The organism is Natrarchaeobius chitinivorans (genome assembly GCF_003841505.1).
Taxonomy (GTDB): Archaea; Halobacteriota; Halobacteria; order Halobacteriales; family Natrialbaceae; genus Natrarchaeobius; species Natrarchaeobius chitinivorans.
The window spans coordinates 85,018-110,984 of sequence record NZ_REGA01000007.1 but is presented as its reverse complement, the minus strand read 5'-3'; the positions used below and the strand labels follow the sequence as shown (position 1 = coordinate 110,984).

At 61.8% G+C, this 25,967-nt stretch carries 21 protein-coding genes; 5 read left to right on the top strand and 16 right to left on the bottom strand.

Going from position 1 to position 25,967, the window contains the following annotated elements:
- Window position 1: 1 nt before the first annotated feature.
- From gcvPB to ilvA, 5 genes are all read right to left on the bottom strand, one after another.
- Window positions 2-1,435 (bottom strand): aminomethyl-transferring glycine dehydrogenase subunit GcvPB, encoded by a 1,434-nt coding sequence (gcvPB, locus tag EA473_RS10125; RefSeq protein WP_124195543.1) that lies wholly within the window; start codon window positions 1,433-1,435, stop codon window positions 2-4.
- The gene (gcvPA, locus tag EA473_RS10120) at window positions 1,435-2,808 is read right to left on the bottom strand and encodes an aminomethyl-transferring glycine dehydrogenase subunit GcvPA (RefSeq protein WP_124195542.1); all 1,374 of its coding nucleotides are present in this window, start codon (window positions 2,806-2,808) and stop codon (window positions 1,435-1,437) included. The genes gcvPB and gcvPA overlap by 1 nt, the downstream gene beginning before the upstream one ends.
- A 4-nt stretch (window positions 2,809-2,812) precedes the next feature.
- Window positions 2,813-3,187 (bottom strand): glycine cleavage system protein GcvH, encoded by a 375-nt coding sequence (gene gcvH / locus EA473_RS10115; RefSeq protein WP_124195541.1) that lies wholly within the window; start codon window positions 3,185-3,187, stop codon window positions 2,813-2,815.
- A 2-nt stretch (window positions 3,188-3,189) separates the two neighbouring features.
- The gene (gene gcvT, locus EA473_RS10110; RefSeq protein ID WP_124195540.1) at window positions 3,190-4,299 is read right to left on the bottom strand and encodes a glycine cleavage system aminomethyltransferase GcvT; all 1,110 of its coding nucleotides are present in this window, start codon (window positions 4,297-4,299) and stop codon (window positions 3,190-3,192) included.
- Between the two features lie 228 nt (window positions 4,300-4,527).
- Window positions 4,528-5,745: a threonine ammonia-lyase gene (gene ilvA, locus EA473_RS10105; RefSeq protein ID WP_124195539.1), complete on the bottom strand. Its 1,218-nt coding sequence runs from the start codon at window positions 5,743-5,745 to the stop codon at window positions 4,528-4,530.
- Window positions 5,746-7,129: 1,384 nt separating this feature from the next.
- Between ilvA and EA473_RS10100 the strand changes: the two genes are divergently transcribed.
- Window positions 7,130-8,575 (top strand): aldehyde dehydrogenase family protein, encoded by a 1,446-nt coding sequence (locus EA473_RS10100; RefSeq protein ID WP_124195538.1) that lies wholly within the window; start codon window positions 7,130-7,132, stop codon window positions 8,573-8,575.
- A gap of 86 nt (window positions 8,576-8,661) precedes the next feature.
- Complete coding sequence (locus tag EA473_RS10095; protein WP_124195537.1) at window positions 8,662-9,984, top strand: bifunctional metallophosphatase/5'-nucleotidase; 1,323 nt, start codon at window positions 8,662-8,664, stop codon at window positions 9,982-9,984.
- A gap of 169 nt (window positions 9,985-10,153) precedes the next feature.
- Here the strand turns inward: EA473_RS10095 and EA473_RS10090 are convergent, their stop codons facing one another.
- The 5 genes from EA473_RS10090 to EA473_RS10070 form a co-directional block, all read right to left on the bottom strand.
- Window positions 10,154-11,059, bottom strand: a complete 906-nt coding sequence (locus EA473_RS10090) for an ABC transporter permease (RefSeq protein ID WP_124195536.1) — start codon at window positions 11,057-11,059, stop codon at window positions 10,154-10,156.
- Window positions 11,059-12,021 carry an ABC transporter permease gene (locus EA473_RS10085; protein WP_124195535.1) on the bottom strand — a complete coding sequence of 321 codons (963 nt, stop codon included), beginning with the start codon at window positions 12,019-12,021 and terminating at the stop codon, window positions 11,059-11,061. The genes EA473_RS10090 and EA473_RS10085 overlap by 1 nt, the downstream gene beginning before the upstream one ends.
- Window positions 12,011-13,165 carry an ABC transporter ATP-binding protein gene (locus tag EA473_RS10080; protein WP_124195534.1) on the bottom strand — a complete coding sequence of 385 codons (1,155 nt, stop codon included), beginning with the start codon at window positions 13,163-13,165 and terminating at the stop codon, window positions 12,011-12,013. The genes EA473_RS10085 and EA473_RS10080 overlap by 11 nt, the downstream gene beginning before the upstream one ends.
- On the bottom strand, window positions 13,162-14,154 hold the full coding sequence (locus EA473_RS10075) for an ABC transporter ATP-binding protein (protein ID WP_165875250.1): 993 nt from the start codon (window positions 14,152-14,154) through the stop codon (window positions 13,162-13,164). The genes EA473_RS10080 and EA473_RS10075 overlap by 4 nt, the downstream gene beginning before the upstream one ends.
- A gap of 198 nt (window positions 14,155-14,352) precedes the next feature.
- Window positions 14,353-14,835, bottom strand: coding sequence for a VOC family protein (locus tag EA473_RS10070; RefSeq protein WP_243645226.1), 483 nt, complete (start codon window positions 14,833-14,835; stop codon window positions 14,353-14,355).
- 87 nt (window positions 14,836-14,922) lie between these two features.
- Here EA473_RS10070 and EA473_RS10065 point away from each other — a divergent pair, with 87 nt between their 5' ends.
- A complete protein-coding gene (locus EA473_RS10065; RefSeq protein ID WP_124195532.1) occupies window positions 14,923-15,696 on the top strand; it encodes an SDR family NAD(P)-dependent oxidoreductase in 774 nt (257 codons plus the stop codon).
- 216 nt (window positions 15,697-15,912) lie between these two features.
- On the opposite strand, the gene EA473_RS10060 is transcribed toward EA473_RS10065, so the two are convergent.
- From EA473_RS10060 to EA473_RS10040, 5 genes are all read right to left on the bottom strand, one after another.
- Window positions 15,913-16,905, bottom strand: a complete 993-nt coding sequence (locus EA473_RS10060; protein ID WP_124195531.1) for an alpha-ketoacid dehydrogenase subunit beta — start codon at window positions 16,903-16,905, stop codon at window positions 15,913-15,915.
- Window positions 16,902-17,924: a thiamine pyrophosphate-dependent dehydrogenase E1 component subunit alpha gene (locus EA473_RS10055; protein WP_124195530.1), complete on the bottom strand. Its 1,023-nt coding sequence runs from the start codon at window positions 17,922-17,924 to the stop codon at window positions 16,902-16,904. The genes EA473_RS10060 and EA473_RS10055 overlap by 4 nt, the downstream gene beginning before the upstream one ends.
- A 263-nt stretch (window positions 17,925-18,187) precedes the next feature.
- Complete coding sequence (gene surE, locus EA473_RS10050) at window positions 18,188-19,003, bottom strand: 5'/3'-nucleotidase SurE (protein WP_124195529.1); 816 nt, start codon at window positions 19,001-19,003, stop codon at window positions 18,188-18,190.
- 216 nt (window positions 19,004-19,219) lie between these two features.
- Entirely contained in the window at window positions 19,220-20,953 is a 1,734-nt protein-coding gene (locus EA473_RS10045; protein WP_124195528.1) for an ABC transporter substrate-binding protein, read from the bottom strand.
- 281 nt (window positions 20,954-21,234) lie between these two features.
- The gene (locus EA473_RS10040; protein ID WP_124195527.1) at window positions 21,235-22,041 is read right to left on the bottom strand and encodes an SDR family NAD(P)-dependent oxidoreductase; all 807 of its coding nucleotides are present in this window, start codon (window positions 22,039-22,041) and stop codon (window positions 21,235-21,237) included.
- 241 nt (window positions 22,042-22,282) lie between these two features.
- Between EA473_RS10040 and EA473_RS10035 the strand changes: the two genes are divergently transcribed.
- Entirely contained in the window at window positions 22,283-23,155 is an 873-nt protein-coding gene (locus tag EA473_RS10035; RefSeq protein ID WP_124195526.1) for a sugar phosphate isomerase/epimerase family protein, read from the top strand.
- A gap of 131 nt (window positions 23,156-23,286) precedes the next feature.
- Window positions 23,287-24,960, top strand: a complete 1,674-nt coding sequence (locus EA473_RS10030) for a 2-oxo acid dehydrogenase subunit E2 (protein ID WP_124195525.1) — start codon at window positions 23,287-23,289, stop codon at window positions 24,958-24,960.
- Window positions 24,961-25,024: 64 nt separating this feature from the next.
- Here the strand turns inward: EA473_RS10030 and EA473_RS10025 are convergent, their stop codons facing one another.
- The gene (locus tag EA473_RS10025; RefSeq protein ID WP_165875249.1) at window positions 25,025-25,732 is read right to left on the bottom strand and encodes a MarR family transcriptional regulator; all 708 of its coding nucleotides are present in this window, start codon (window positions 25,730-25,732) and stop codon (window positions 25,025-25,027) included.
- Window positions 25,733-25,967: the final 235 nt, after the last annotated feature.

The following is a 25,967-nucleotide window of genomic DNA, read 5'->3' as shown; positions in this document are numbered from 1 at the left end:
GTTAGTCGTCCAGCCCGTGCCACGACAGAATCGGGTCCCGCGCGGCGATGGTCTGGTCGATTCGCTTCACGGAGGTCTGGTCGGGTGCCTGCTCGAGGGCGTCGTCGTCCTCGCCCGTGACGGCGTTGAACGCCTCCGCCAGTTGATCGAGCGTGGTCTTGCTCTCGGCTTCGGTGGGCTCGGTCATCAGCGCCTCCGAGACGATTCCCGGCCACTTCGTCGTCGGCGGGTGGACGCCGTAATCGAGCATTCGCTTCGCGAAGTCGGCGGCGTCTTGCTCCCCGCCGCTTGCGACGAACTCGTGGTGGAACGGTTCGAACGGGATCTCGAGGTCGATCTGGGAGGCCAGGTAGTTCGCGTTGAGGACCGCCTTCGCGCTCGCGTCCTGGAGCCCTTCGTAGCCGAGACGGCTGATGTAGGCGTGGGCTTTGAGGAGGACGAGCCAGTTCCCCTTCGCGCCGTGGACCTTCCCGACCGTCTTTTCGGGCGTGGCCAGTTCGTACCCATCGCCGTCGCCGCTTTCACGGACGTGTGGATCCGGCAGGAACCGCTCTAGCTCCTCGGAGACGCCGATCGGTCCCGCACCGGGACCGCCGCCGCCATGGGGCGTCGCGAACGTCTTGTGGACGTTATAGTGCATGATGTCGAACCCCATGTCGCCGGGTCGGCCACGACCGAGCAACGCGTTCAGGTTCGCTCCGTCGTAGTACAACAGCCCGCCGGCGTCGTGGATGAGCGACGCGATCTCCTCGATATCGCGTTCGAACAGTCCGAGCGTGTTCGGGTTCGTCAGCATCAGTGCGGCGGTCGAGTCGTCGACCGCGGCGTCAAGCGCGTCGAGGTCGACGCGTCCGTCGTCGTCCTCGGGGAGTTCGATTACGTTGTATCCCACCAGGGCGGCGCTCGCGAAGTTCGTTCCGTGTGCACTCGCCGGAATGATCACGTCCGTCCGTTGCTCGCCTTCCCCGTTTTCCTCGTGATAGGCTTTCGTCACGAGCAATCCGGCGTACTCGCCCGCAGCACCCGCTGGCGGCTGGAGCGTCACCGCGTCCATTCCGCCGATCTCCGCGAGATACCCCTGTAGCTCGTGGTACACCTCGAGGATGCCCTGGACGCTGTCGGCGTCTCGGTCCGGGTGAGCGGACGCCGTCGGGAGCGCGGCGATGTCCTCGGTGAACTTGGGGTTGTACTTCATCGTACACGATCCGAGCGGGTAGGGACCGCTGTCGATGCCGTAGTTCATCTGGGAGAGGCGAGTGTAGTGACGCGCCAGCTCGGGTTCCGACAACTCCGGCAACTCGAGGGAGTCCCGGGTGAGATCGTCGGGAAGCCCGGTGTCTTCGATTTCGACCGTCTCGAGTCGCTTCTCCGAGAGAAGCGGCTCGTTACCCTCGCTCTCGCTGTCGTTCCAGATCGTCTGGGTGTGGTGTTGCATTAGGCCATCACCTCCTCGACGGAGCGGACGAGATCGTCCACCGCATCGGCGTTCGCGTCGGTCACGCAGATCTGAATCGTGTCGGCGTCGAGCGCGTGGATCGCGAAGCCGTTTTCGTTCAACTCCTCGGCGACGTCCCTCGCGTCGGGCTCGAGGCGAGCCTGGAACTCCCGGAAGTGGTGTCGGTCACGAATCGGCGCGGTGACCCCGTCGATCTCGTCGAGGCGCGTCGCGAGCTGTTCGGGCAGTCGGTGACACTCCTCGGCGAGGGCGACGAGTCCGGACGGACCGAGATACGCCGCGTGAATCGCCGTTCGAAGCGCGACCCAGGCCTGGTTCGTACAGATGTTACTCGTCGCCCGTTCGCGACGGATGTGCTGTTCGCGCGTCTGGAGCGTGAGGGTGTACGACCGCGTCCCGTCCGAATCTTCGGAGACGCCGACCAGCCGCCCCGGGACCTGCCGAAGGAACTCCTCTCGACAGGCGAACAGGCCGAGCCCCATCCCGTAGGCCGCCGGCAGACCGAGGACGCTCGCGTCGCCGACGACGATGTCGGCTCCGACCTCTCCCGGCGACTGCAACACCGAGAGTGCGACTGGATCCGAACCGAGACAGAACAGCGTATCGCGATCCTCGAGAAGCGAACCGATCTCCGCGAGGTTTTCCTCGATGATGCCGTCCGGCGTGGGGGTCTCGAGGTGGACCATCACGACGTCGTCGTCGATGGCGCGTTCGATCTCTTCGACCGTCGTCACGCCGTCGTCCGTCGCGAACTCGGAGACGGTCATGTCGGCACCGTCGACGTAGTTCTCGAGGACGGAGCGTCGTTCGGCTCGAAGATAGTCCGGGACCAGTACGCGCGAGCCGGAGGTCTGGCGCAGGCGAGCGGCGAGCGTCGCAGCCTCGCCGAGGGCCGTCGCGGCGTCGTACATCGAGCAGTTCGCGATCTCGAGGCCGGTCAGTTCGGCGAGCAGGGACTGGTACTCGAACAGCACCTGGAGAAAGCCCTGTGTCACCTCGGGCTGGTACTGGGTGTACGACGTGATGAACTCCGACCGCTGTGAGATGTGGTCGACGATCGACGGGACGTAGTGTGCGTAGTACCCCCGGCCGAGGAACTCGGTCGGAGTCTCGTTTTTCGACAGCGTTTCGGTGAGTTGCTGTCGCGTCTCCTGTTCGGAGGCCGACTCGATGTCGAACTCACCGTCGTACCGGATCGACTCCGGGATGTCGAACAGTTCCTCGACGGAATCCGCGCCGATCGCCGAGAGCATCTCGTCGACCTGGGATTCCGTGTGCGGAGCGTACGGAGTCCCATCGGACTCCGCGTAAATCTCTTCGGCTCGGCTCGTGAGTGTCGTCTTGCGGGACATTGTCTTAGATCTGGTCGCGATACTCCTCGGGGGAGAGGAGATGGTCCGTCCCCTCGCTCGGCTCGAGTTCCATCATCCATCCGTCGTCGAACGGACTCTCGTTGATCAGTTCGGGTTCGTCAAATACGTCTTCGTTGACGGCCGTGACCGTCCCCGCGACCGGCGAATACAGGTCTGAGACGGCTTTGATGCTCTCGACGACGCCGAACTCTTCACCGCGATCGAGTTCGTCGCCTTCCGACGGCAGGTCGACGAACACGATGTCCCCGAGTTCGTCCTGTGCGAAGTCGGAGATACCGACGCGAACGTTGCCGTCCGTCGTTTCGATCCATTCGTGCGATTCAGCGTACCGTAGTTCGTCTGGGACAGTGAATTCCATTGTTATTCCTCGGATGTGGTTTCTAAGGTGTTAAGAAACCGTTGATCGGCGATCGTTGCGCTCTTTTCTCGACCTCGGATCTCGACGCTAATTTCTGTTCCGATCTCGGCAATCTCCGTCTCGACGTATCCGAACGCGATCGGGACGTCGAACGTCGGACTCATCGTCCCGCTCGTGACGTGTCCGACCTCTTCGCCGTCTTTGCAGATGGGATAGCCGGCCCGCGCGATCGCCCGCTCCTCGAGACGGATGCCGACCATCTCCTCGTCGAGGCCGTCGTCTTCTTGCTCGACCAGCGCCTCCTTTCCGACGAACTCAGCCTTCGAGAGGTCGACGACGAATCCGAGACCGGCCTCGAGGGGCGTTCGTGGTTCCGATTCGGGGTCGAAGTCCTGGCCGGACAGCAACAGCCCCGCCTCGAGGCGCAGCGTATCTCGCGCGCCGAGTCCGCAGGCCTGGACGTCGGAGAAGGTCTGCCAGATGTCTTCGGACTCGCTCGCCGGGAAGAAGATCTCGAATCCGTCTTCCCCGGTGTAGCCGGTTCGGGCGACGAGCGAGTCGACGCCGTCGATCTCGGTTCGTATCGTCGAGAACCGTCCGAGATCGCCGACCGACTCGGCAGCCACATCGTCGACCGTCTCGACGGCGTCGGGGCCCTGAACTGCGATCAGTCCCGTTTCCTCGGTGACGTTCTCCACGTCGGCGTCCAGATCACGGCGCGACGCCGCTTCCGACCACCGGTTTGCCATCCGTTCGTCGTTTCCCGCATTTGGGACAAACAGGTAGCCGTCACGGTCCGGATAGCGATAGACGACGGTGTCGTCGAGGAGGATCCCGTCGTCGTCGAGAATACAGGAGTACTGTGCGTCACCTGCGTCTAACTTCTCGACGTCGTTCGTCGTCAGTACGTTCATCAGCTCCGTCGCATCGGGGCCATCGACTCTCACCTCGCCCATGTGGCTCACATCGAATCGCCCGACCGACTCACGGACTGCCACGTGTTCGGTGCGAATACTGTCGAACTGCACTGGCATCTCCCACCCGTTAAAATCAGTGAGATCTGCATCGGCATCACAGTGTAACTGATGGAGCGGTGTCTTGTTCAGCGGCACGTCTTATCCTTTCTGAAAGATGAATAAATAGATTTCGTATGATCAAGCCCCACCCGCACTGTAATCCAACGCTCGTACTGTTCGAACGGTACGAGAATACCGTCGGGCGGGAGAAACGACGAGACTGCCCCCGTGTTCGAACGCGGATCGTCGCAGCCGAGAAGCGACCGGCGGATCGACCCGTCCGAGAAGCGACCGGCGGATCGACCCGTCCGAGAAGCGACCGGCTTAGCTCATTCGCGTGACGTCGTATCCTTCGTCGCGAATCGCGTCGACGATCCGGTCCGTCTGCGCGGAGCCGCTCGTCTCGATGCGAAACTCGAGATACGCGTTTTCGACGCCGAGTTCTTTGACCGACCGCTCGTGGTTTACGTCTCGAATGTTGGCGCCGTACTCGGCGATCAGCTCGGAGAGGGTGGTCATCTCCCCGGGCTGGTCGACGATGTGTACCTGCAGCTTCACGAGTTGGCCACGGTGGGTGAGTCCGTGGGTCAAAATTCGCTGGAGGTCGTTCATGCTCAGGTTGCCCCCGGACAGCAACGAGACGACGGTCTCACCCTCGACGTCGATCGCTCCGGACTGCAGCGCCGCGACCGGCACCGCTCCCGCACCCTCGGTCAGTTGCTTCGTTCGCTCGAGCAAGAACAGGACGCTTTCGGCGACTGCAGTGTCCGAAACCGTCACGACCTCGTCGACGTACGTCTCGATCGCGTCGAGTGTGAGCGACGAGATGCCGCCGGTCGCGATACCGTCCGCGATCGTCTGTACGGAGTCGATCGTCTGCGGTTCGCCCTTCTGGAGACTCTGTGGGACGGTCGACGCTCCGTCGACCTGGACGCCAATTATTCGCGTTTCCGGCGAGCGTTCCCCGATAGCCGTGGCGACACCTGCGATCAGTCCACCGCCGCCGATCGGAACGATCACCGTGTCCGCATCCGGAACCTGCGAGAGGATCTCGAGCCCGATCGTTCCCTGTCCCGCCACGATGTCCGGATCGTCGTAGGCGTGGACGAAGACGCTCTCCTCGGTGACGAGTGACTGTGCGTGGTCCATCGCTTCGCGGAAGTTCCGACCGTGGAGGACGACGTCCGCGCCGTAGCTCTCCGTCGCGTCGATCTTCGCCTGTGGCGCGTTCTTCGGCATGACGATCGTCGAGCGGAGTCCGGTTTTCGTCGCGGTGAGCGCGACGCCCTGTGCGTGGTTGCCCGCGCTCGCAGCGATCGCCTCCGTCGTCCTGGGCGACGATTTCGAAACCCGTTTGAGCTTGTTGTACGCTCCCCGGGTTTTGAACGATCCAGTGCGCTGGAGGTGTTCCATTTTGAGTCGGACGTCGGCACCGATTTCCTCGTCGAGCAGCCTGCTCGTTTCGATGGGCGTTTCCCGAACGACCGACTCGTCGTCGAACCGGTCGGAGGCCGCTTCGATGTCCGATACCGTTACCGTCATGGCGTCGCTGGCTCTCCCTCCGTGCCGGCCGATCCGTCGACGATCGTCGTGTCGACGGTTCGGTCGGCAGTCGCCGTCGTTTCGTCCACCCGGTCAGGTCGGGTAGTCCGTCCGTTTCCGCTCCGCAAGCTGGCCGGAGTACGGGCTGTCATACACACGCTCTAACTGTCCTCGTTTCGTGTATTTATATGTATACCCTGTCTCGAGGGGTTCCAGGTCCGGACGTCGGTGCGAACAGATTCGGTTTGATTCTCTCTAACCCTCGAGGGACCACTCGACACGACGATACCGACCGAGTGAGGCACTATCCGCCGAATTGACGCTGATACACCCTCCAACCGATGGCCCCGAAGACGACGCAATACCCAAAACGGGGAACGACGTATTCCCCAGACCGGGCCCTCCCGGAGGGCGGCTCTCGGGGGTCGAAACGTTGCGGTGAACCGATCTACCCGCTGGTCTGATGTCTTGATGTGCGGGCTGGTCTGGTGTCCCGATATGCCAGCGCCACCCCGAACGCACTGCGATCGTATCGGATAGACGATGGCAGACGCTCGGCCCGGCGGTATTGGCATCCCTCGGGAGTACCACGACCGGCTTCCCGGCGGATCGGTCGACCGCTCGTGCGACGGAGCCGACCCTCCTCTGAACCGACCGCCGGTACGCATGATTCGTCCCTGTCCCGACCGTCGGTACGCATGATTCGTCCCTGACTCGACCGTCGGTCCGCGTAGCGTTTTACAGGCGCGAGGTCGGTTCGTTCGTTGTTTCTAGAACGCAGGTGCGTGGTGTGAACGACTTCCTGCCGAGCGGCGGCCGTCGGGGCCGGTCTGTCGTCGTTGTCGTCCATCACTGCACTCCCGCTCGCGAAACGGCGGTTGGCAGTTCAGTGTCGGTCACTCGCAGTCCTGTGTCTGTCACTCACAGTTCAGTGTCGATCACTCGAGTGCGAGCAGTGAGTACCGAGAGACGCGAGCGTGTTCCCCACTTTGGGTAACAATTGTGAACGAGATCCGGCTTCGGTTCCCTGACCGACGGTCTGGACGCGGGAAAATTGGCTCCAAAATCGGTATCCTCCCCGATGTCGTTGCGATTCGATTCGACACCCGCATCTCGAGAGGGATCGTTTTGCTCCTTTCAAATCCTGTGTGGGTGTCTCACGAGCCCGAATTATCGAAAATTGTGGCCCCTGGTACCAACCAACTCTATTACGCGCGTATTATTGTAAATCTCCAGAATGGGGAAATCGAGCCGTGCACTATCGGCCGAAACCGACCGTACTGGGACGACGTACGCGTCTCGCACATGGTTTTTCACGTTGTGTTGGTGTAAGAAACGTGTCCCACAAATATAAGAGCGCGTGACCGGTAGTAGACGACGTAACATGGCACAACGCTCTCTTGGAGAACGAGGTTATATCGTCGGTGGTGAATCCCGGTTCAGTGACGAAACCGTTCCGGTGTACAACCCCGCGACGAACGAACAGATCGGGTCGGTGCCCGAGGCGGGTGCAGATGGCGTCGACGAAGCGATCGAAGCCGCGCAGTCGGTCCAGACCGAATGGGCGGAGTACGACGCCGTCGAACGCGGACAGATCCTGACTGCGATCGCCGAACGAATCCGCGAAGAGGCAGATCGCATCGCGGAAGTCGAGACCCTGGAGGAAGGGCGCCCGGTGACGGAGTCGTATCACCAGGTACACGGTGCGTCCCACTACTTCGAGTACTACGCCGGCCTTACGGACAAAATCGAGGGTGAGCAGATACCGCTTCCCGGCGAGACCAACCGACTCGATTACACCGTTCGCGAACCGTACGGCGTTACCGGCCACATCGTCCCGTGGAACGCATCGTTCGTCCTCGCAGCACGAAGCTTCGGCCCGGCGCTCGCGGCGGGGAATACGGTCGTGGCGAAATCCCCGTCCGCCGCACCGATCTCGCTGCTCGAACTCACGGAACTGGCACACGAGGCCGGCCTCCCCGAGGGTGTGTTGAACACGGTGACGGGACGGGGGTCGACGACCGGCGACGCGCTGGTCACCGACGACCGACTCGACGCGATCGAGTTCACCGGTTCCACGAGTACGGGAAAGCGAGTGATGAAGGCGGCTGCCGAACGCGTCAACCCCGTCCACCTGGAATTAGGTGGTAAAGGGGCGAACATCGTGTTCGAGGACGCGGACCTCGAGGACGCGGTCGAAAGCGTCGTCGCCACGTACCAGAACTCCGGTCAGATCTGCTACGCTCCGACCAGAATCTTCGTCCAGGACGGCGTCTACGAGGAGTTCACCGACCTTGCTGCGACGCGGGTCGACGACCTCGCACTCGGTCCCGGCATCGACGATCCGGATATGGGGCCGCTCATCGACGAATCGGCACAGAGCAACGTCATCTCCTACGTCGACTCGGCCGTCGAGAACGGCGCTCGCGTGCTGGCCGGTGGCGAGGCTCCCGACCGGGAGGGGAACTTCTACGAACCGACGCTCGTCGATCAGGTCGAGGACGAGTCGGCGATCGCCTGTGACGAAATCTTCGGTCCGGTGTTGACGGTCCACCGGTTCGAGACGGCCAGCGAGGCCGTAGAACGGGCAAACGATACGGAGTACGGTCTCAACAACGTCGTCTGGACGAACGACCTCTCGCGTGCACACAACGTCGCACACGGTCTCGAGAGCGGTACCGTTCAGGTCAACGAGTACCCGGTTCTCTCTCCGGCCGCCGTCTCCGGTGGCTACAAGGAAAGCGGTATCGGCCGCTCGAAGGGGATTCAGGCGCTCGAGTCGTTCACGCAGGTGAAAAACGTGATCGTCTCGCTCGGCGACCTCGAGTAAATTCGCCGTTCGAGCGCACTCGATGCGCTCGATTCGCAGCCGTTCGACAACGCTTTTGTCCGGGACTCGTCTACCTCTGTTTAGAGATGACTGTTCGAATCTTGCACTTCTCCGATATCGAAAACGCCTACAACGATGCGGAGCGTCTCGGCCGTCTCGCCGGTTCGATCGAAGCGCTTCGGGACGAACGGACGCTCGTCGTCGGAACCGGCGACGACGTCGGACCGAGTATCCTTTCTATCGTGACTGACGGTCGGCAGGCGATAGACTTCTTCGAGCACGTCAGACCCGACGCTTCGACGTTCGGAAACCACGACCTGGACTACGGCATCGAGGCGTTACTGGAAGTCGTCGAGCGGTCCCCCCAGACGTGGGTCTGTGCGAACGCGCGACGAAACGGTGTAGCGTTCGGTGCGGACGCCGGCATCGTTCCTTCGGCCGTGGTCGAAGCAGGCGGCCGTCGGATCGGCGTCTTCGGCCTGCTCGACCCCGAGACGCCGGCCGTCACACCACCGTCCGTCGATATCGAGGTTACCGATCCGATCGAGGCCGCTCGAGACGCGGTTGACTCCCTCCGGGAGCGGGGCGTTGATCACGTCGTCGCGCTCGCACACATCCAGGGAATCGACGACCTCGCACGATCGGTCGACGTCGACGTCATCCTCGCGGGTCACGTCCACAGCGAACGAATCGATCGAGTCGGCGGGACGCTGATCACGCGGCCGGGCGCTGGCGGGCGGAGGCTCGTGGAGGTCACGTTCGAGGACGGCTCGTGGGCCGCCCGAACGCACGAGGTAGAGGCCGGTCCGCTCGACGAGGAACTCGAGACGGTCTTCGAACAACGGCTCCCGGAGGAGTATCGCCGCGTTCTCGCCGACATCGATCGTTCGGACGCCGGAACGGCGGTCGACGGTGAACTCGAGGACGACCTTCCGGAGCGCATCGTCGCGGAGGCCTACAGGTGGGCGACGGGAGCCGACGTCGGGATCCAGCACAGCGGCGGAATCAACGACGGCTCGCGGTTTGCTGGCGAGGTGACTGCCGCGGACCTCGTCGGCGTCGTTCCCTATCAGGATCCGGTCGTGGCGGTTTCGATCTCCGGGGACGAACTGCTGAACGTCGTTCGGTCGGAAGACGGGTTCGGACTGGGGGGATACATGTCCGGAATCTCGGTCGAGCGGCGAGACGGTGCGGTCGTCGACGTGCTGATCGGCGGGGAGCCGATCGATCCGGACGCATCCTACACGCTCGCGACGACGGAGTTTTTCCTCGAGTCCGAGGACGGGCTGGGTTCGCTGGACGGATCACGGCGAATCGAGTCCACGGCCGGCTCACAGTACGACGTCCTGATCGAGTACGTCGAACAGGTCGGCGTGGACCCAGAGAGCATTTCGGCCCTCGAAGTCTGAGACGGTTTACTGGAAGCCACTGCCGGAGCGACCGGGCGCCGCCCCGCGGTCGCTTCGGTACACAGGTACAGCAATCCGTATCAACCGAACCGGCGCGACACACTCTTCTCGAGTTATTCCGACCGCTGTCGTTCGGAACGCGAAAAATCGATCCGTGTGAACCCCCCGGCTAGTCCGAATCGTACTTCGGATCGAGCACGTCGCGCAGTGCGTCACCGAGGAAGTTCAGGCTCAACACGGTCAGCATGATGGCCACACCAGGGAAAAACGCCAGCCAGAACGAATCACCGAGATACTGCTGTCCCTCGAGGATCATGAGACCGAACGACGGCGTCGGCGGCTGGGAGCCGACTCCGAGGAACGACAGTGCCGCCTCGTCGAGAATCGCGAAGGCGAACACGATCGTTGCCTGCACGATAAGCGTCGGTGCCGCGTTCGGGAGTAGATACCGTCTGATAATCTTGAAATTGCTCGAGCCGGCGGCTCTGGCGCTCATGATGTACTCCTCTTCTTTGATACTCAGGACTGTCCCGTGAGCGAGGCGGGCGAATCCGGGCACTTGCGCGATCGAGATCGCGATGATCACGTTTCGAAGACTCGGTCCGAGGACGGACATGATAACCAACGCCAGGATGATTCCTGGGAAGGCCAGCAGTGCGTCGATAAATCGCATTAGGACCGTCTCGATGGGCGTCTTCGAGTAGAAGCCAGCAGTGAGTCCGATGGAGATACCTACGGTCATCGCGAGGATGATTACACTCAATCCAACGAACAGGCTAATTCGAGCACCGTAGATAATCCGCGTGAGGATGTCCCGCCCGAAGCTGTCCGTTCCGAACGGGTGCTGTAGAGACGGTGAGGCGAAGGTGTTCGCGTAGTTCGGATCTGCTGGATCGTAGGGGGCGACCAGCGGAGCGAATATCGCCAGTGCGATGACGATGCCGAGGAACCCGAGACTCAGGCGAGCCGTGTTCTGTCTCAACAGTTCGTGTAGCAACGTGACGTGTCGGTGCTCGACGAACGGAATCAGTTGCAAGTTGTCCGTTAATCGATCGCGTTCGGTACCGACGCTCATTAGTGTTCACCTCCGTACTTGATTCGTGGATCGACGAGCCCGTATGCCACGTCAGCAATCAGATTGAACACCAGATACGCGGTCGCATAGAGGAGGACGACCGCTTGCATGACCGGGTAGTCCCGGCCCACGACGGAGTTGAGCATCAATCGACCCAGTCCCGGCATGGCGAACACCTCCTCTATTATCACGGTCGCACCGAGCACGTACCCCATCTGGAGCATCACGATCGTGATAACGGGGATCAGTGCGTTCTTGAAGACGATCGACCGGTTTACCATCTTCTCCGGGAGTCCTTTCGCACGAGCGACGTGGACGTACTCCTCGGAGTAAATGTCCAGCATACTCGAGCGAAGAATGCGAGTCACGTGTGCCGCCAGTGCCGTTCCCAAGGCGAGAGAGGGTAACACCATCGACTTCAGCGTCAGGCTCCAGTCGGAGAACATTTGTCCGCTAGCGGTGATCGGAAGCCATCCGAGCTCAACCGAGAAGAGTTTGATCAGGAGAATCGCCAGGAAGAAATTCGGGATCGACAGTCCGACGAACGCGAGGACCGTCGCGGTGTGGTCCTTCCAGGTGTATTGCTCGACGGCGCTTATGTATCCGGCCGGAACCGCGATCATGACCGAGATGGCTACCGAGAAAAACCCGAGCATCAGGGTGACCGGAAGTCGCGACGCGATCAAACTCGCCACTGGTTGGTTAGTGGTGATACTGGTCCCGAGTGAACCGGTGAGAATCCCCTGGATCCACAGCAGGTACTGTACGTAAAGCGGTTCGTTCAGGTTGTATCGGTCTCTGAACTCCCTGATCGCCTCGTCCCCTGCCTGTCCGGAGAGCAAGGCCTCCGGTCCTCCTTCCGGCAGGTGGATGATGTAGAAGACGATGACCGATACCAGGAACAACACGACCGGTATCTGTACGACTCGGCGGAGGATGAAGTCCCGGAGATCACTGTCCATCGACGTCACCCCCGTTCGCGTTCGCACTGACTACCTGATCGGTCCCATCTCCCTCCGAATCTGCTGTCGGAGACGGTCTCCCGTCGGCGATCGTCGTCTTCGCGTACTGTTCGTACTCGCCTTCGATCGGCGGATCTCCCTCCTCGAAGTGGTGACAGGAAACGAGACGGCCGTCCTGCAGTTCGACGGGATCGGGATACTCCTCTTCGCAGATATCGCCGATGTACGCCGGACACCGCGTGTGAAACGGGCACCCGCTCGGCGGGTCGAGCGGGCTCGGTGGTTCCCCTTCGGTAATCTCGGTTTCGGCGGGGTCGTCGTCGGGATGTGACCGAGGGATCGCTCGTTTGAGTTCTCGAGTGTACGGATGCTGCGGGTTCGTGAATACGGCTTCGCTGTCGCCGAGTTCGGTAATGTGCCCGAGATAGAGTACCATCACCCTGTCGCTTATGTACCGGACCACGGAGAGGTCGTGGGCGATGAACAGAAGCGAGAGTTCGAACTCTTCCTGGATCTCCTCGAGCATCGTGATGATGTTCGACTGAACGCTGACGTCGAGGCCCGTCACCGGTTCGTCGGCGACGATCAGGTCCGGATTGGACGCGATGGCCCGTCCGATAACGACGCGCTGTTTCTGTCCGCCGCTGAGTTCGTGGGGGTACCGATCTTTGACCGTCTTCGGGAGGTCGATCTGTTCTAGGAGGTCGTCGGTTCGCTGTGCTAACTCCGCCTTGTCGAAATCGTAGAAGTTCTCGAGTGGCTCGTTGAGGAGGTGTTTGATCTTCATCTTCGGATTGAGGGCGGAGGTGGGATCCTGGAAGATGAACTGCATCTCGGTCCGCTTTTTTCGCATCTGTCGTCCGGAGAGGTCCGTGACCGACTCCCCTTTGAACCGTACGTCACCGGACGTGGGCTCGATCAACCGGAGGATGCTCTTTCCCATCGTACTTTTCCCACAGCCACTTTCTCCGACGACGCCGATGGTCTCGTTTTCCATCAGTTCGAACGAAACGCCGTCGACGGCTTTCACGTACGAATCGTCCGAGCGGCGCAACAGCGTATCGAGCAGGGATCCGCCGGATCCCGCCGAGAAGTATTTGGTGAGCTCTTCGACCTCGAGCACCGGTGTATCGCTGTCCGTCATGGTTGATCAACTTTCATGTTGTATTCCTGGTCAGTGTGGAGTAGACACGCTACCTCTCCGCCGTCCCCGTCCGGGAGAAGTTCCGGTTCGACGACCGAACACTCCTCCATCGCCTCGGAACATCGTGGGTGAAACTGACAGCCAGACGGGCGCTCCGATCCGACGGGCATCGACCCCGGAATCGTGTTCAACTCCTCTCCCATCGTGAGGTGGGGGCTGCACTTGAGGAGGTTCTTCGTGTAGGGATGTTTCGGATCGTCGAAAATACCGGCGACGTCGGACTTCTCTGCGACCGTCCCCGCGTACAGAACCATCACCCGCTCGCAGAGTTCGGCGACGAGCCCGAGTTCGTGAGTGATGACCATGAGCGCGGTATCGTTACTCGTCACGTCCCGCAACAGGTTGACGATCTGGGCCTGCGTGCTGACGTCGAGTGCCGTCGTCGGCTCGTCGGCGATGATGAGGGATGGCTCACACGAAAGCGCCATCGCGATGAGGACGCGCTGGCGCATCCCGCCGGAGTACTCGCTCGGATAGTCGTCGAACCGGTTTGCCGCGTCCGGGATACCGACGTCCGCGAGCAGAGAGATAGCCCGTTGTCGTCTGTCGTTCTCGTCGTCGCCGTACCCGTGAATCCGCATCGTTTCGACGATCTGCTCGCCGATCGTACTGGTCGGGTTCAGCGACGAGAGGGGATCCTGTGGAATCCACGCGATCTCGTTGCCCCGTATCGAGGCCATCTCGTCTTCGCTCTTCGCAAGGAGGTCCTCGCCGTTCAGGCGGATCGAACTATCGTCGGTGATCACACCCGGATATTCGACGAGCTGAAGGATAGACAATCCAGTAACGCTCTTTCCTGCACCACTTTCCCCGACAACACCGATTCGTTCGCCCTTGTCGATCGTAAACGAGACGTCGTCTACTGCGGTCACCGTTCCGTCTTTCGTTCGAAACTCGGTGCAGAGATTTTCGACTTCTAACAGGGCCATCCTGCTGAAGGCATGCAGCGCATTCCATTTATTAGTATGCATCTTCCCGTCTAGCGAAGCGCTAGGTTCTGGGGCTAGCGCCGTGGATTTCCGGGCTGAACTCGTCGATTGAATCTCTACTTTCTCCGATGGATACCGCTGTGGCGTGTCCGAATCAGTTGTTTTCGTGCGATTCTTCCTCGGAGTCCTCCAGAACCGTCAGGACCGGTTCGCGTATATCTGCTCGTCGCTGTGGCTGTATATCTCGAGTTTGTTTCCGAACGGGTCCTCACAGTAGGTGAGTTCGTACTCCTCGTCGGGAAAGATCTCCCAGACGTCGGCGTAGTGGTCCCCGCCTTGTTCGTCGATTCGGCCGGCGAGTTCCTCGACGTCTGGATCGACGAGACAGAGGTGCGCCCAGCCGGCACGCTGTGGCTCTATCGATGCACGCTCTTCGGTCTCCGCGAACTCGAGAAACTCGACAGCGACGCCGGACGAGGTCGAGAGGTGAGCGATCGTGAGTTGTTCGAACTCTCCCAGTGCATCCGTCAGTAGTTCACCGACGTGGTCGTCGTCGGGTTCGAACGTCGCCGGTGGTGAACTCACCGTGAATCCGAGGACGTTCCGATACCAGTCGATCGCGGCGTCGATGTCCGGCACCGTCAGTCCGACGTGTGCCATCCCTCGTGGGTACGTTGCCATGTCACAACCGTTCACGGAGCCGGATATTAACCTTGCCGTGACGCGAACACTCGGTATTTTTTTGGTGATACAGCGTGAGGTCCCGCTATGTCTTCGTTACTACCGGGACGGACGGCTGTCGTCACCGGCGCATCCAGTGGTATCGGACGAGCGATCGCGCTTCGATTCGCGGCAAACGGCGCAGACGTCGTGATCGCCGACGTTCGCGAGGAGCCGAGAAGCGGCGGCACGCCCACCCACGAGAAGATCGTCGAGGAGACGGGCGCCGAGGCCGCGTTCGTCGAATGTGACGTCACGTCGTTCGACGACGTTCAGACGGCCGTGACGCGTGCGGAGGAGTTCGGTGGCATCGACATCATGGTTAACAACGCCGGAATCGGCCTGTTCGGTGACTTCCTGGACGTCACCGAGGAAGAGTTCGATCAGATGATGGCAATCAACCAGAAGGGGGTCTTCTTCGGCTGTCAGGCCGCGATCCCGCCGATGCTCGAGCAGGGCCACGGACGGATCATCAACATGTCCAGTCTCGCCGGCGTTCGCGGCTGGGCACAGTCCTCGACCTACTGTATGAGCAAGGGGGCCGTGAAACTGCTCACGTACACGCTCGCCACCGAGTTCGGGGCCGACGGGATCCGGACGAACGCGATCCACCCGGGAACGATCGAGACCGAGATGACCCAGACCGATCTCGACCACGACAGCGGTGAGGACGAGGAAACGCTCGAACGAATCGCACTCAACGAAGTCGGCGCACCCGAGGACGTCGCCAACTCGGCACTGTTTCTGGCCTCGGACCTCGGTTCGTACATCAACGGCCACTCGCTGATGGTCGACGGCGGGATGGCGAACATCCAGACCTGATTCTTCCTGCCCGGGGAAACCCACCAGACACACCGATCACACTCGAGACGCCGTCGCGAAAACACCCTTTCTCCAGTCCGCTCCGTCGCGGAAAACACCTTCTCCAGTCTGCTCCATCGCGTGATTACTCGAGTCGGCGCTCCGGGACCATCGGTCCGAACCGCGAATAAGGTGGAATCGGCACTCGAGGGACCGGCCAAGCGACGGGACGAACCGTTATGCGATTCGTTCGATCGCTCGCTGGAGTTCGTCGCGTCCGGGCATGACCTCGTTCTCGAGCGTCGGGGCGGACGGAACCGGCGTGTCCGGCCAGCCGACGCGTTGCGGGGGCTTGTCGAGGTAGTAGAAGGCGGTCTCGTTCACCCTGGAGATGATCTCGGCGTGAGTCCCATAGGAGAGGGGACTCTCGTCGGCGACGACCAGTCGGCCCGTCTTTTTGACGCTCTCGGCGATCGTCTCGTGATCGAGTGGGTACAGCGAACGGGGGTCGATGACCTCGACGCTCACGTCGCCCTCGAGTTGCTCCGCGAGCTCGAGCGAGTCGCCGACGAACGCCTGCGTGGCGACGACGGTGACGTCCTCGCCTGCGCGCTCGACGCTCGCCTCCCCGATTGGAACCGTGAAGTCCTCGTCGGTGGGCACTTCGTCTTTCATCGTGTACGTCCGCTTGTTCTCGAGGAAGAAGACGGGATCGTCCGATCGGATCGCGGACTTCATCAGTCCCTTCGCGGCTGCGGGCGTTCCCGGCGTCACGACCTTCGATCCGGTCATGTGTGAGAGGAACGTGTGGGTGGTCTTCGAGTGCTGGGCGGCGGCGCTGAGGCCCGCACCCTCGGATGCACGAACCACGAGCGGAACCGTCAGTTGCCCGCCGAACATGTAGTGCATCTTCGTCATCTGGTTGAGCATCTGCTCGCAGGCGACGCCGAAGAAGTCCGCGTACATGATGTCGACGACGGGACGAAGTCCCGTGGCGGCCGCCCCGACACCGGCCCCGACGAAGCCGTTTTCGGCAAGCGGTGCGTCGCGAACGCGTTCCGCGCCGAAATCGTCGTACAGTCCTTCCGTGATGTTACTCACGTGGCCGGATTCGCCGACGTCTTCTCCCCAGATCACGACATCGTCGTCGCGCTCGAGTTCCTCGCGGAGTGCCTGGTTGATCGCCTCTCGCAGTGATATCGTCTCGGTCTGTGTGATAGTCTGGCTCATAGCTGATCCCTCCCGAGGTTCGCCCGGTGGTACTCGATGTCCGGGGCAGGTTCGGTGAAGACGTCTTCGTAGGCCTGTTCCGGCTCCGGCGGCTCGCCGTTTCGCGCACGTTCGACCGCCTCGTCGAGTTCGGCCTCGATTCGGTCTTCGATCTCCTCGAACTGCTCGGCCGTGAGTTCGCCCTGTTCGATCAGTTCGTCTTTGAACGTCTCGATCGCGTCTCGGTCTTTCCAGTACTCGAGTTCCTCCTCGGGCAGAGGCATGTCGAGTCCTTCCGAGTGTGGGTTGTACCGGAAGGTCTCGGCGACGACGATCGACGGCCCCTCGCCCTCGAGTGCGCGCTGTTTCGCGTCCGAAACGGCTTCGTAGACGTCGACGACGTCCATTCCGTCGACCGTCTCCGCCGGAATACCGTAGGCGTCTCCGAAGTCCTCGAAGTCCGTGTTGCGGAAGATGCGTTCCGCGGGCATCCCCTCGGCGTAGTTGTTCTTCTCGACCAGGTAGATCACCGGCAGGTCCCAGGCGGCACCGAGCGTGATCGCCTCGTGGACTTGCCCTTCCGAGACCGCACCCTCGCCGTAAAACGCCAGCGCGACCGAGTCGTCACCCGCGAGCTTCTTCGTGACGCCCGCACCCGTGGCGATCGGCGCACCGGAGCCGACGACCCCGTTCGCTCCGAGCATGCCGGCGTTTACGTCCGCGATGTGCATCGATCCGCCCTTGCCCCGACAGAACCCGTCGTCTTTGGCCATCAGTTCGGCGAACATGCGGCTCGGATCGAGTCCCATCGCCACGCAGTGGCCGTGGCCGCGGTGGGTGCTCGTGATGTGATCGTTCGAGTCGAGCGTCGACGTCGCCCCGACCGCAACGGCCTCCTGGCCGATGTAGAGGTGGACGAATCCCGGAATTTCTCCGTCCGCGAACAGGTTGCTGGTCCGTTCTTCGAACCGCCGTAGCTTCACCATCGATTCGAGGGCGGCTACGCGACCGTCCTCGGTCTCGAGGGGTGAATCAATCATATATCTCCCTCATACTCGAGTGAAAAGGGAAAGACGACCATATAGTTACTGGAAGTTTCCCATTCATACGGATTACTGTCCCTGTTTACCGGCGCACCCGCGACCCGGGCGGCGGGTGCGCCGGCAATGACTTACAGTAAACCGTATCTGACGGCGAAGAAAATCGGTCCGCTTCGATCCGACGAACTCGCCTGTCCAATCGACGACCCTCCTATTCACGACGGTCGGCTGCGTCTTCGGTGAGCAATTCGGTTTCGATTCCGTCAGTTTCTCGCGTAAGAGTCGCTTACCGACTCGAGCGTCTCGTGGCGTTCGGTCGAGTACTCGATCGACAGTGGGGTGACGCTGACGTTTCCATCCATGACGACCTGCCTGTCAGTTCCGACCCGATCCGGGAGGTCTCCGTTCGCCATTCGTTCCCAGACTCGGTCGGAGATGATCACCTCGTCGTTCTCTCGTTTGGCGTCCATGAGGTACGTGGGAGACGGCGTCGTGAGTTCCATGGTCGGTGACGCGTCGACGAACGGACTCGGGGCGTTGACGTTCAGGTAATCGATCGATTCGAACGCGCCGGAGCCGGTGAGATGGTCGATCAGATGCGTGGTCGCGTCGTTCGCCTCCGAGAGCAGTTCCGGTTCGATACTCCCACCCATCGCGATCGTGTTGCCGGTGATCCCCGTTTCGTCTTCTGATTCCGGGAGGTAAAGCGACGCTGCGATCGCCGGCACGCCGAAGTACGCGGCTTCCACGGCGGCGCTTACGGTCCCCGATCGGCCGATACTGTAGCTCCCCAGATTCGCCCCGATGTTGACCCCGGAGACGACGAGGTCCGCGTTCGGGACCAGCGAACGCACGCCCGCGACGACGCAATCGGCGGGCGTTCCGTCGACGACGTATCCGAGTTCGTGCTCCTCGATACCGACGCGACCGGACATCGACCGACCCACGGCGCTCTGGTTCGACTTCGGTGCGACTGCCGTCACTGTGCCGACGGTGGAAAGCGATTCCCAGAGCGTTTGCAAACCGGGACTCTCGATGCCATCGTCGTTCGTCAGAATAATTTTCGGTTCGTCACTCATACCTGTCTACCAGCTCGATATCGTTCGGTATGGGGCCTCACGTTAAGACAGTACCGCATCGGGCGAGGTCCGGTATGGACTGTGACGGGACGAATCGTTTCCCAGCCCACGTGCTATCGGCGCTGAACGAACGCGGTTTCGCCGTCGAAACGCTTGCGCCCGTGACGACGCTTTCAGCCTCGTTTCCGGAAAAAACGGTGGTTCCGAGTAACCGATTTAAACGGTGTAAACGTCCGTCAGGTCGAGCATCTGCGCCTGCGGGTAGAACAGATCTCGATCCATGTGCGTGGCGTTTGCGAGTACGCGCGGCGTCTCCAGGTGGCCGAGGAAGACCCACGGGGCGTCCGCGAGCCCCATCTCGAACCCTTCTCGGACGATTTCCTCCCGTTGTGCGCGGTCTCGCTCCGTCCGAGACTGGTTGAGCAGTTCGTCGACCTGTTCGTTATGGTACCCCATGCTGTTGAGGTTGCTCTGTTCCGGGTTCTCGAACCAGTTGAATCCCTGTTCTGGGTCGGGACTCAGCCAGGAGATCCGGCTCAGGAGCAGGTCGTACTGCCCTTCGCTTTCGATGTCCGAGTGAGTTGCCCCGTCGACCGCTCTGAGGTTGATCTCGAGGCCGGCGTCGCTGAGGACCTGCTGGAGGACCTCGGCTCCCCGGGTGGCGTCGGAGGTGTTCATGTGCGTCAACTCGAGTTCCATGTCCGGCCAGCCGGCGTCCTCGAGCATCTGCTGGGCCTGGTCCGGATCGCCTTCGACCGGGAAGATGTCGAAGTCGTACGTGTCCCGATCGTCGTCTTGCGTGACCAGGTTCTGTGACAGACTCTCCGAGAACGGATCGTCGTCCGGAACGCCGTGACCGAAGAACGTATTGTTCACGTAGGCTTCCCGGTTGATCGCGGTCCCGATCGCTCGGCGAACCTCTCGGTCATCTAGTGCTTCGCGATACTCCTCGGTCCCCTGCTCTCCGCCGATGTAGATCCAGTCGAACGACCAGCTCGGCCGCATCTTCAGGGTTACGTTGTCGTCTTCCATGAGCCGATCGACCTCGTTGTACGGCGCATACGTCGCGACGTTGAGTTCGCCGGTCTGAACCATCTCGAGTCGGGACGTCGCGTCCGGGACGACCTCGAACTCTATTCGATCCGCGTATGCGGGACCGGCGTATCCGATCTCGTCTGCGGGGAGCCCGTCCTCGAACTTCTCCATCTCGGCTCTGGCACCCATATCCACGTCGACGACCTCGTACGGGCCGACCGAGACGGGGGTTGCGGCGAACTCCTCGTATCCCATCTCCTCGGCTGCCTCGCTCGAGATGACACTGATGTTGGTCAGGAGCCCGACCTGGAGCGGTGCGTAGTGGTCCTCGGTAATGATGTCGAACGTGTACTCGTCGACTTCCTCGGCGCCTTCGAACGGCGGCACCGGGAACATGAATCGCTTGGTCCACCCACCGCCGAACCCTTCGTCGAGGAGCGTGTTGATCGTCCAGACGAGGTCTTCGGCGGTCGCTTCACCGTACCCCTTGTGGAACTCCATCCCTTCTTTCAGTTCCACCCGCAACTGCGTCTCGTCGTCATCGACGTACTCCCAGCTCTCGGCAGCTCCGGGTCTGAGACTGACGGCGTCCGCGTCGTATCTCGCCAGCGTCGGCGCGACCTGGTTTTCCTGGACGCGCGAGGGCTCTCGTGCGTGTTGCATCGGGAACAGCGTCGTCCAGTCCTGCCTGATGCCGACTCTGAGCGTCCCGCCGAACTTGTCCTCGTCGTCGACGTCGGGGTCGTCTCCCGTCCCGTTGCCGGTCCCGTTTCCGTTTCCGCCGTTCCCCTCGCCGTTACCGCCGACGCAGCCTGCTAGTCCGACCGTCGCACCGACCATCGCCCCTGCACCTGCTTGTTTGAGAAAACTTCGCCTCAACTTCCCCTCTAACGGCTCTTTGTCAAGATCTGCCATGGTTCGCGAGCAAACAAACACAACCAACTATAATAATTATTTTGCTAGCCGGACCGGTCGATTCACATTTAAATGGATCGGGCACGCCTCCGCAGTCGGGCGTTTTCTCGTCGACAGGTGGCTCGACCCCCTCGAGTCGGAACTATCGATGGTGATACGGGTTGTTGTACCGATGTAACGGTACATCCGCCGCCCGGGTCGCGGGTGCGCCGGAACTGACGTACAGTAAATCGTACGAAACGCTCGAAACGAGTCCGCAAACGAACCGCTCGAAGGAAGCGTTACTCGAGCGGGTCCGGATAGAAGTCGAACGGGACGGTGATGCCGCCGCCGCTCGCGTAGCCGCCGTCGACGGTAATCGACTCGCCGTTGACGAAGGATGCGTAATCGCTGGCGAGGAAGACCGCTGGGCCCGCGATGTCGTCAGGCTGTCCGAGTCGGCCCTGTGGGACGTGCTCGAGGAACCGCTCCATCATCTCGTCCGGAACGCCGGCCGTCATCGGCGTTTCGATCGTGCCCGGGTGGATCGCGTTGACTCTGATTCCCGTCCGACCGAGACGCTGGGCCAGCGCGTAGGTCATCAGCTTCGTCGCTGCTTTCGCCATCGAGTAGACGACGGCCTTCCCGTTGCCCTGCCGTGCGTTCAGGCTCGCGACGTTGACGATCGAGCCACCCTCGCCCTGCTCCAGCATCCGCAATGCGGCGCGCTGGGAGAAAAAGAACGGCCCCATCGCGTTGACGTTCATGACATCGTGGAAGTCCTCGGGTGTGGCGTCGAAGAAGTCGTCCGCCGTTTCGAAGATGCCGGCGTTGTTGACCAGCGCGTCGACGCCGCCCAGTTCGTCGGCGACGTCGAGGGTCTCTTCGATGTCGTCGAGGTCGGTGACGTCACACTCGACGTACGCGGCCTCGACGTCCATCTCGTCGGAAATCTTCACGTGGGTCGGTTCCCCTTCCGGCGGCTCCTCTCTAATGTCGGCGATAACGACGTTCGCACCGTTTTCGGCTGCCTTGAGGGCGATGCCGCGGCCGTTTCCGCGCGCACCACCAGTTACGACTACAGTCTGGCCTTCGAGTAAATTAGCCATAGAGGTGAATCCCGGCAACAGCTTATATACGTTCCGTTTCGAGACCCGTCACGTCCGAGAGACCGCGTTTTTCGAACGGTGGAGCCGACGTCCCGGGTAGACTCGTCCTGCTAGGGATGAACACCCGTCCGTTTCACCCATCCGTTTCCCGGTGCTAGCCGGAGCTATCTTTTTTACGGTGGGTCGATATCTACCGAATACCAACCTATGAACGTTCGAAATCCAAACCGGTCGATCGAGCATGTCGAGTAACGACCCTGCGGTCCTCGGATCCTACTGGACGCTCGCCGGCGACGCCGACCCGAACACCGACCAGCTGTGGAGCCCGTGGGACTTCCGCGAGCGCGTCGAAACGGCTGCCGACGCCGGGTTCTCCGGAATCGGTATTCTGCACCCGGACCTCGAGCGAGTCCGTGAGCAGTACTCGCTCGCTGAGATGCGTGACATTCTGACGGAGAACGGAATCGAACACGTCGAACTCGAGTTCATCGACGACTGGTTCCTCGAGTCCGACGACGACCGCCGCGAGGAATCCGACCGGATCAGATCGATGCTCCTCGAGGCTGCCGAGGCCCTCGACGCCAGACACGTCAAGGTCGGAAACATCCCGCGAACCTCCCGTCCGCTCGATCAGGTCGAGGAGGCGTTCGTCGACCTCTGTGCGGACGCCGAGGCGTACGACACCCGGATCGGCCTCGAGTACATGGCTGCTGACGGGAACTTCGAGACGTTACAGGAGGCGATCGACCTCGTCCACAGCGCCGACGCAGACAACGGGGGTATCGTCCTCGACACCTGGCACGTGGCCAAAGGCGGGGCGAACTTCGACGACCTGCGGGATATCCCACGGGAGGATCTGCTGTGGGTCGAACTCAACGACGGCTACGTCGACCCCGACATGGGCCGGACGGAAGAGACGACGAACCACCGATTGCTGCCCGGCGAAGGGGAGTTCGACGTCGTCGGGTTCGTCGAAGCCGTCAGCGACGCCGGGTACGACGGGCCGTGGGGGGTCGAAGTTCTCAACGCGGAACTCCGAACGCTTCCGATGGCGGAGCTGTACGACCGGGGCTACGAAACGACGGCGTCAGTCCTCTCAGACGCGGGTCAGTGATCCGCCGGGGCGGGGAGTAACCCACCTACGCGTTCGCTCCTGCTAGGCGAGTGGCGCTAGCGGTGTAGAGGGACGGTTCGTGGCGCCTCGTTACAACGAGTTTTATAGTACACCGAGTTCCAACTGGTGCTATGGGCTACATTGTTCGGATGCCACAACTCGGGATGGAGATGGAGCAAGGAACGTTGCTGGAGTGGACGGTCGACGAAACCGACTCGGTTTCGGAAGGCGACGTCGTCGCGGAGATCGAATCGGAGAAAACAGTCGCTGACGTCGAGGCGCGGGAGGCCGGCGTTCTCCGTCGAGCGTATCTCGAGGAGGGCGAAACCGTCGAGCCGGGCGACCCGATCGGAATCGTCGCCGGCCCGGACGAGGAGATATCCGATCTCGAGGCGGAAATCGATTCGCCGGCCGTCGACACCGATGACGAATCCGAGCCCGCGTCGGAGCCGTCCGGCGGACAGGTGGAGACGGCCTCACACGCGGCCGACGCCGCGTCGGCGTCGGTCGTTCGGGCGTCGCCGCGTGCGCGAAAACGTGCCAACGAACTGGGCGTCGACCTCTCGGACGTCGACGGGTCCGGACCCGGCGGCGCGGTCGAGGCGGCGGACGTGAAATCGGCTGCGACGGCCGCGGCCGGGTCGCCGGCCGGCGAGAGTAGCGACGGGGCCGCTCCCCTGACGGTCGCCGACGAGAAGCCGCTCGGCTCGATGCGTCGAACGATCGCGGACCGACTCAGTCAGAGCTACCGGGAGGCGGTCCACGTGACCGAACATCGGAAGGCCGACGCCGAGTCGCTGTTCGCAGCAGCAGACGCGGCCGACGAGGCCCTCGAGGTCGACGTCTCCATCTCCGACGTGCTCCTCGCCGCACTGTCTGCGACGCTCGAGGAACACCCCGAGTTCAACGCCCGATTCGAGGACGACGTCCACCGCCTCTACGACGAACAGAACGTCGGCGTCGCCGTCGATATCGACTCCGGCCTGATCTCGCCCGTCGTCCCGGATATCGGCGAGAAGTCCCTCGCCGAGCTATCGACCGCCCGACGGGAGACGACGCGCAAAGCACTCGAGGGCGAGTACTCGATGGACGACCTGTCGAACGGGACGTTCACCGTCACCAACCTCGGCGTGCTGGGGATCGAATCGTTCGATCCGATCATCAACCCGCCACAGGTCGCCATCCTCGCGGTCAACGCGGTTCAGGACGTGGCCGTCCCTGACGGGGACGACGTCGCGTTCCGTCGCCAGCTTCCGTTCGATCTCTCGTTCGATCACCGGGTGGTCGACGGAGCCGACGCCGCCCGGTTCCTGGGAACGCTCGTCGAACACGTCGAAGACCCGTGGCCGTTGCTTCCCGACGACGTCGAACGCCTCGAGGCCGCACCGACCGACACGGAGATGCCCGGCCGATCCGTCACCGCTCGACTCGACGACGGGATGGCCGGAACGATTTCGGCCGGTTCGTTCAGCGTCGGGTACGACGAGCCCGAAGACATCGGCGGCTCGGAAACCGGTCCGACTCCCGTGGATCTCTTCCTGGGCTCGCTCGCCGCGTGTCTGACCGAATCGATCCAGTTTCAGGCCGTCCGCAAGAAGGATTTCGATCTCGCGGACATTTCGGTCGACGTCAGCGCAGAACCCGAACACGGGGGCGTCGAATCGATCGACGCGTTCGTCGAGATCGATATCGATGCCGACGACGACACCGTCGACGATCTGATCGAGTACGGCAAGCGCGGCTGTCACGTCTCCCAACTCGTTAGCGACGACGTTTCGGTCGACCTCCAGTGGCGGCGTCTCTAACGGTTCGGGTTCGGATTCGCGCCGTAAAACTTCTCCTCGAGAACGACTGGCCGAGCGATCCGGTTCAGGCGAGAAGGATCTGCAACAGGTACAGTTCCTCGTCTTCGGTGATCGAGTCCGACTCCATACACGCGTGTATCACCTTGTGCAGTAGCGCGGGGTCGTCGATTTCGACGCCCGACTGATCCGACCAGCTATCGAGTTTGTTCTCGAGTCGGTCGAGACGATCGAACAGCGAGGCGATCGACTCTCCCTCTACCGGCTGGGGTTCTGTCACGGTTTCGTCCGACGAGCCGGAGGACTCCTGCGGTCGAGAATCGATCGGCGTTCCCCCGTCCGGTTTCGTTTCTCGATTCGCGACGACCGCAGCCGCGATCCGCTGTCGGTCGTCCCACTCGAACCCTTCGATCGTGTTGACGCGTTTGCTGACGGTCGCGGCGGTTATCTCGAGCAAGTCGGCGAGTTCCCGCTGTGTCGCGCTCGGGTACTCGTTGATCTTTCGAAGCGTTTCAAACTGTATCTCGCTCAACGAGTCCGGATCGATCGGCATTTCCGCTTCGGACGGTGATCGAGAGTCGGACTCATCCGATTCGGCGGCGGATTCGACGTAGCTGGCGTCCCCGTACTCGCTCAGGACGCGCTGGACGAGTTCCGGAGTCGCCCCACTGACGTTCGCAACGAGGTCCTCGACCGACGCGTTCGGTTGGGAAGCCGCCTGGTCCAGTATTTTCTGATGAATGACAGCTCTCGGCCTCGTGTCTGTGTGACTCATGTTCCCATCTACCTGATCCAGTGAGTTCATAGGTAATAAATCTACTGGAGGGCGCAGTTCTTTCGAGCCTCGATATACAACTGCTAGAGACACTCGATTGTATCACCGGGTAATCCCCGAAACCGGGAGCTTAAGACGGATTGGATCCGTATCCGGCTGGCCTTCGTGTGGACGGCCGCCCCACCACTCCTTCGGGGCTGAATCGAAAGACGCGTACAGTTTGTGGTTTAGGAAC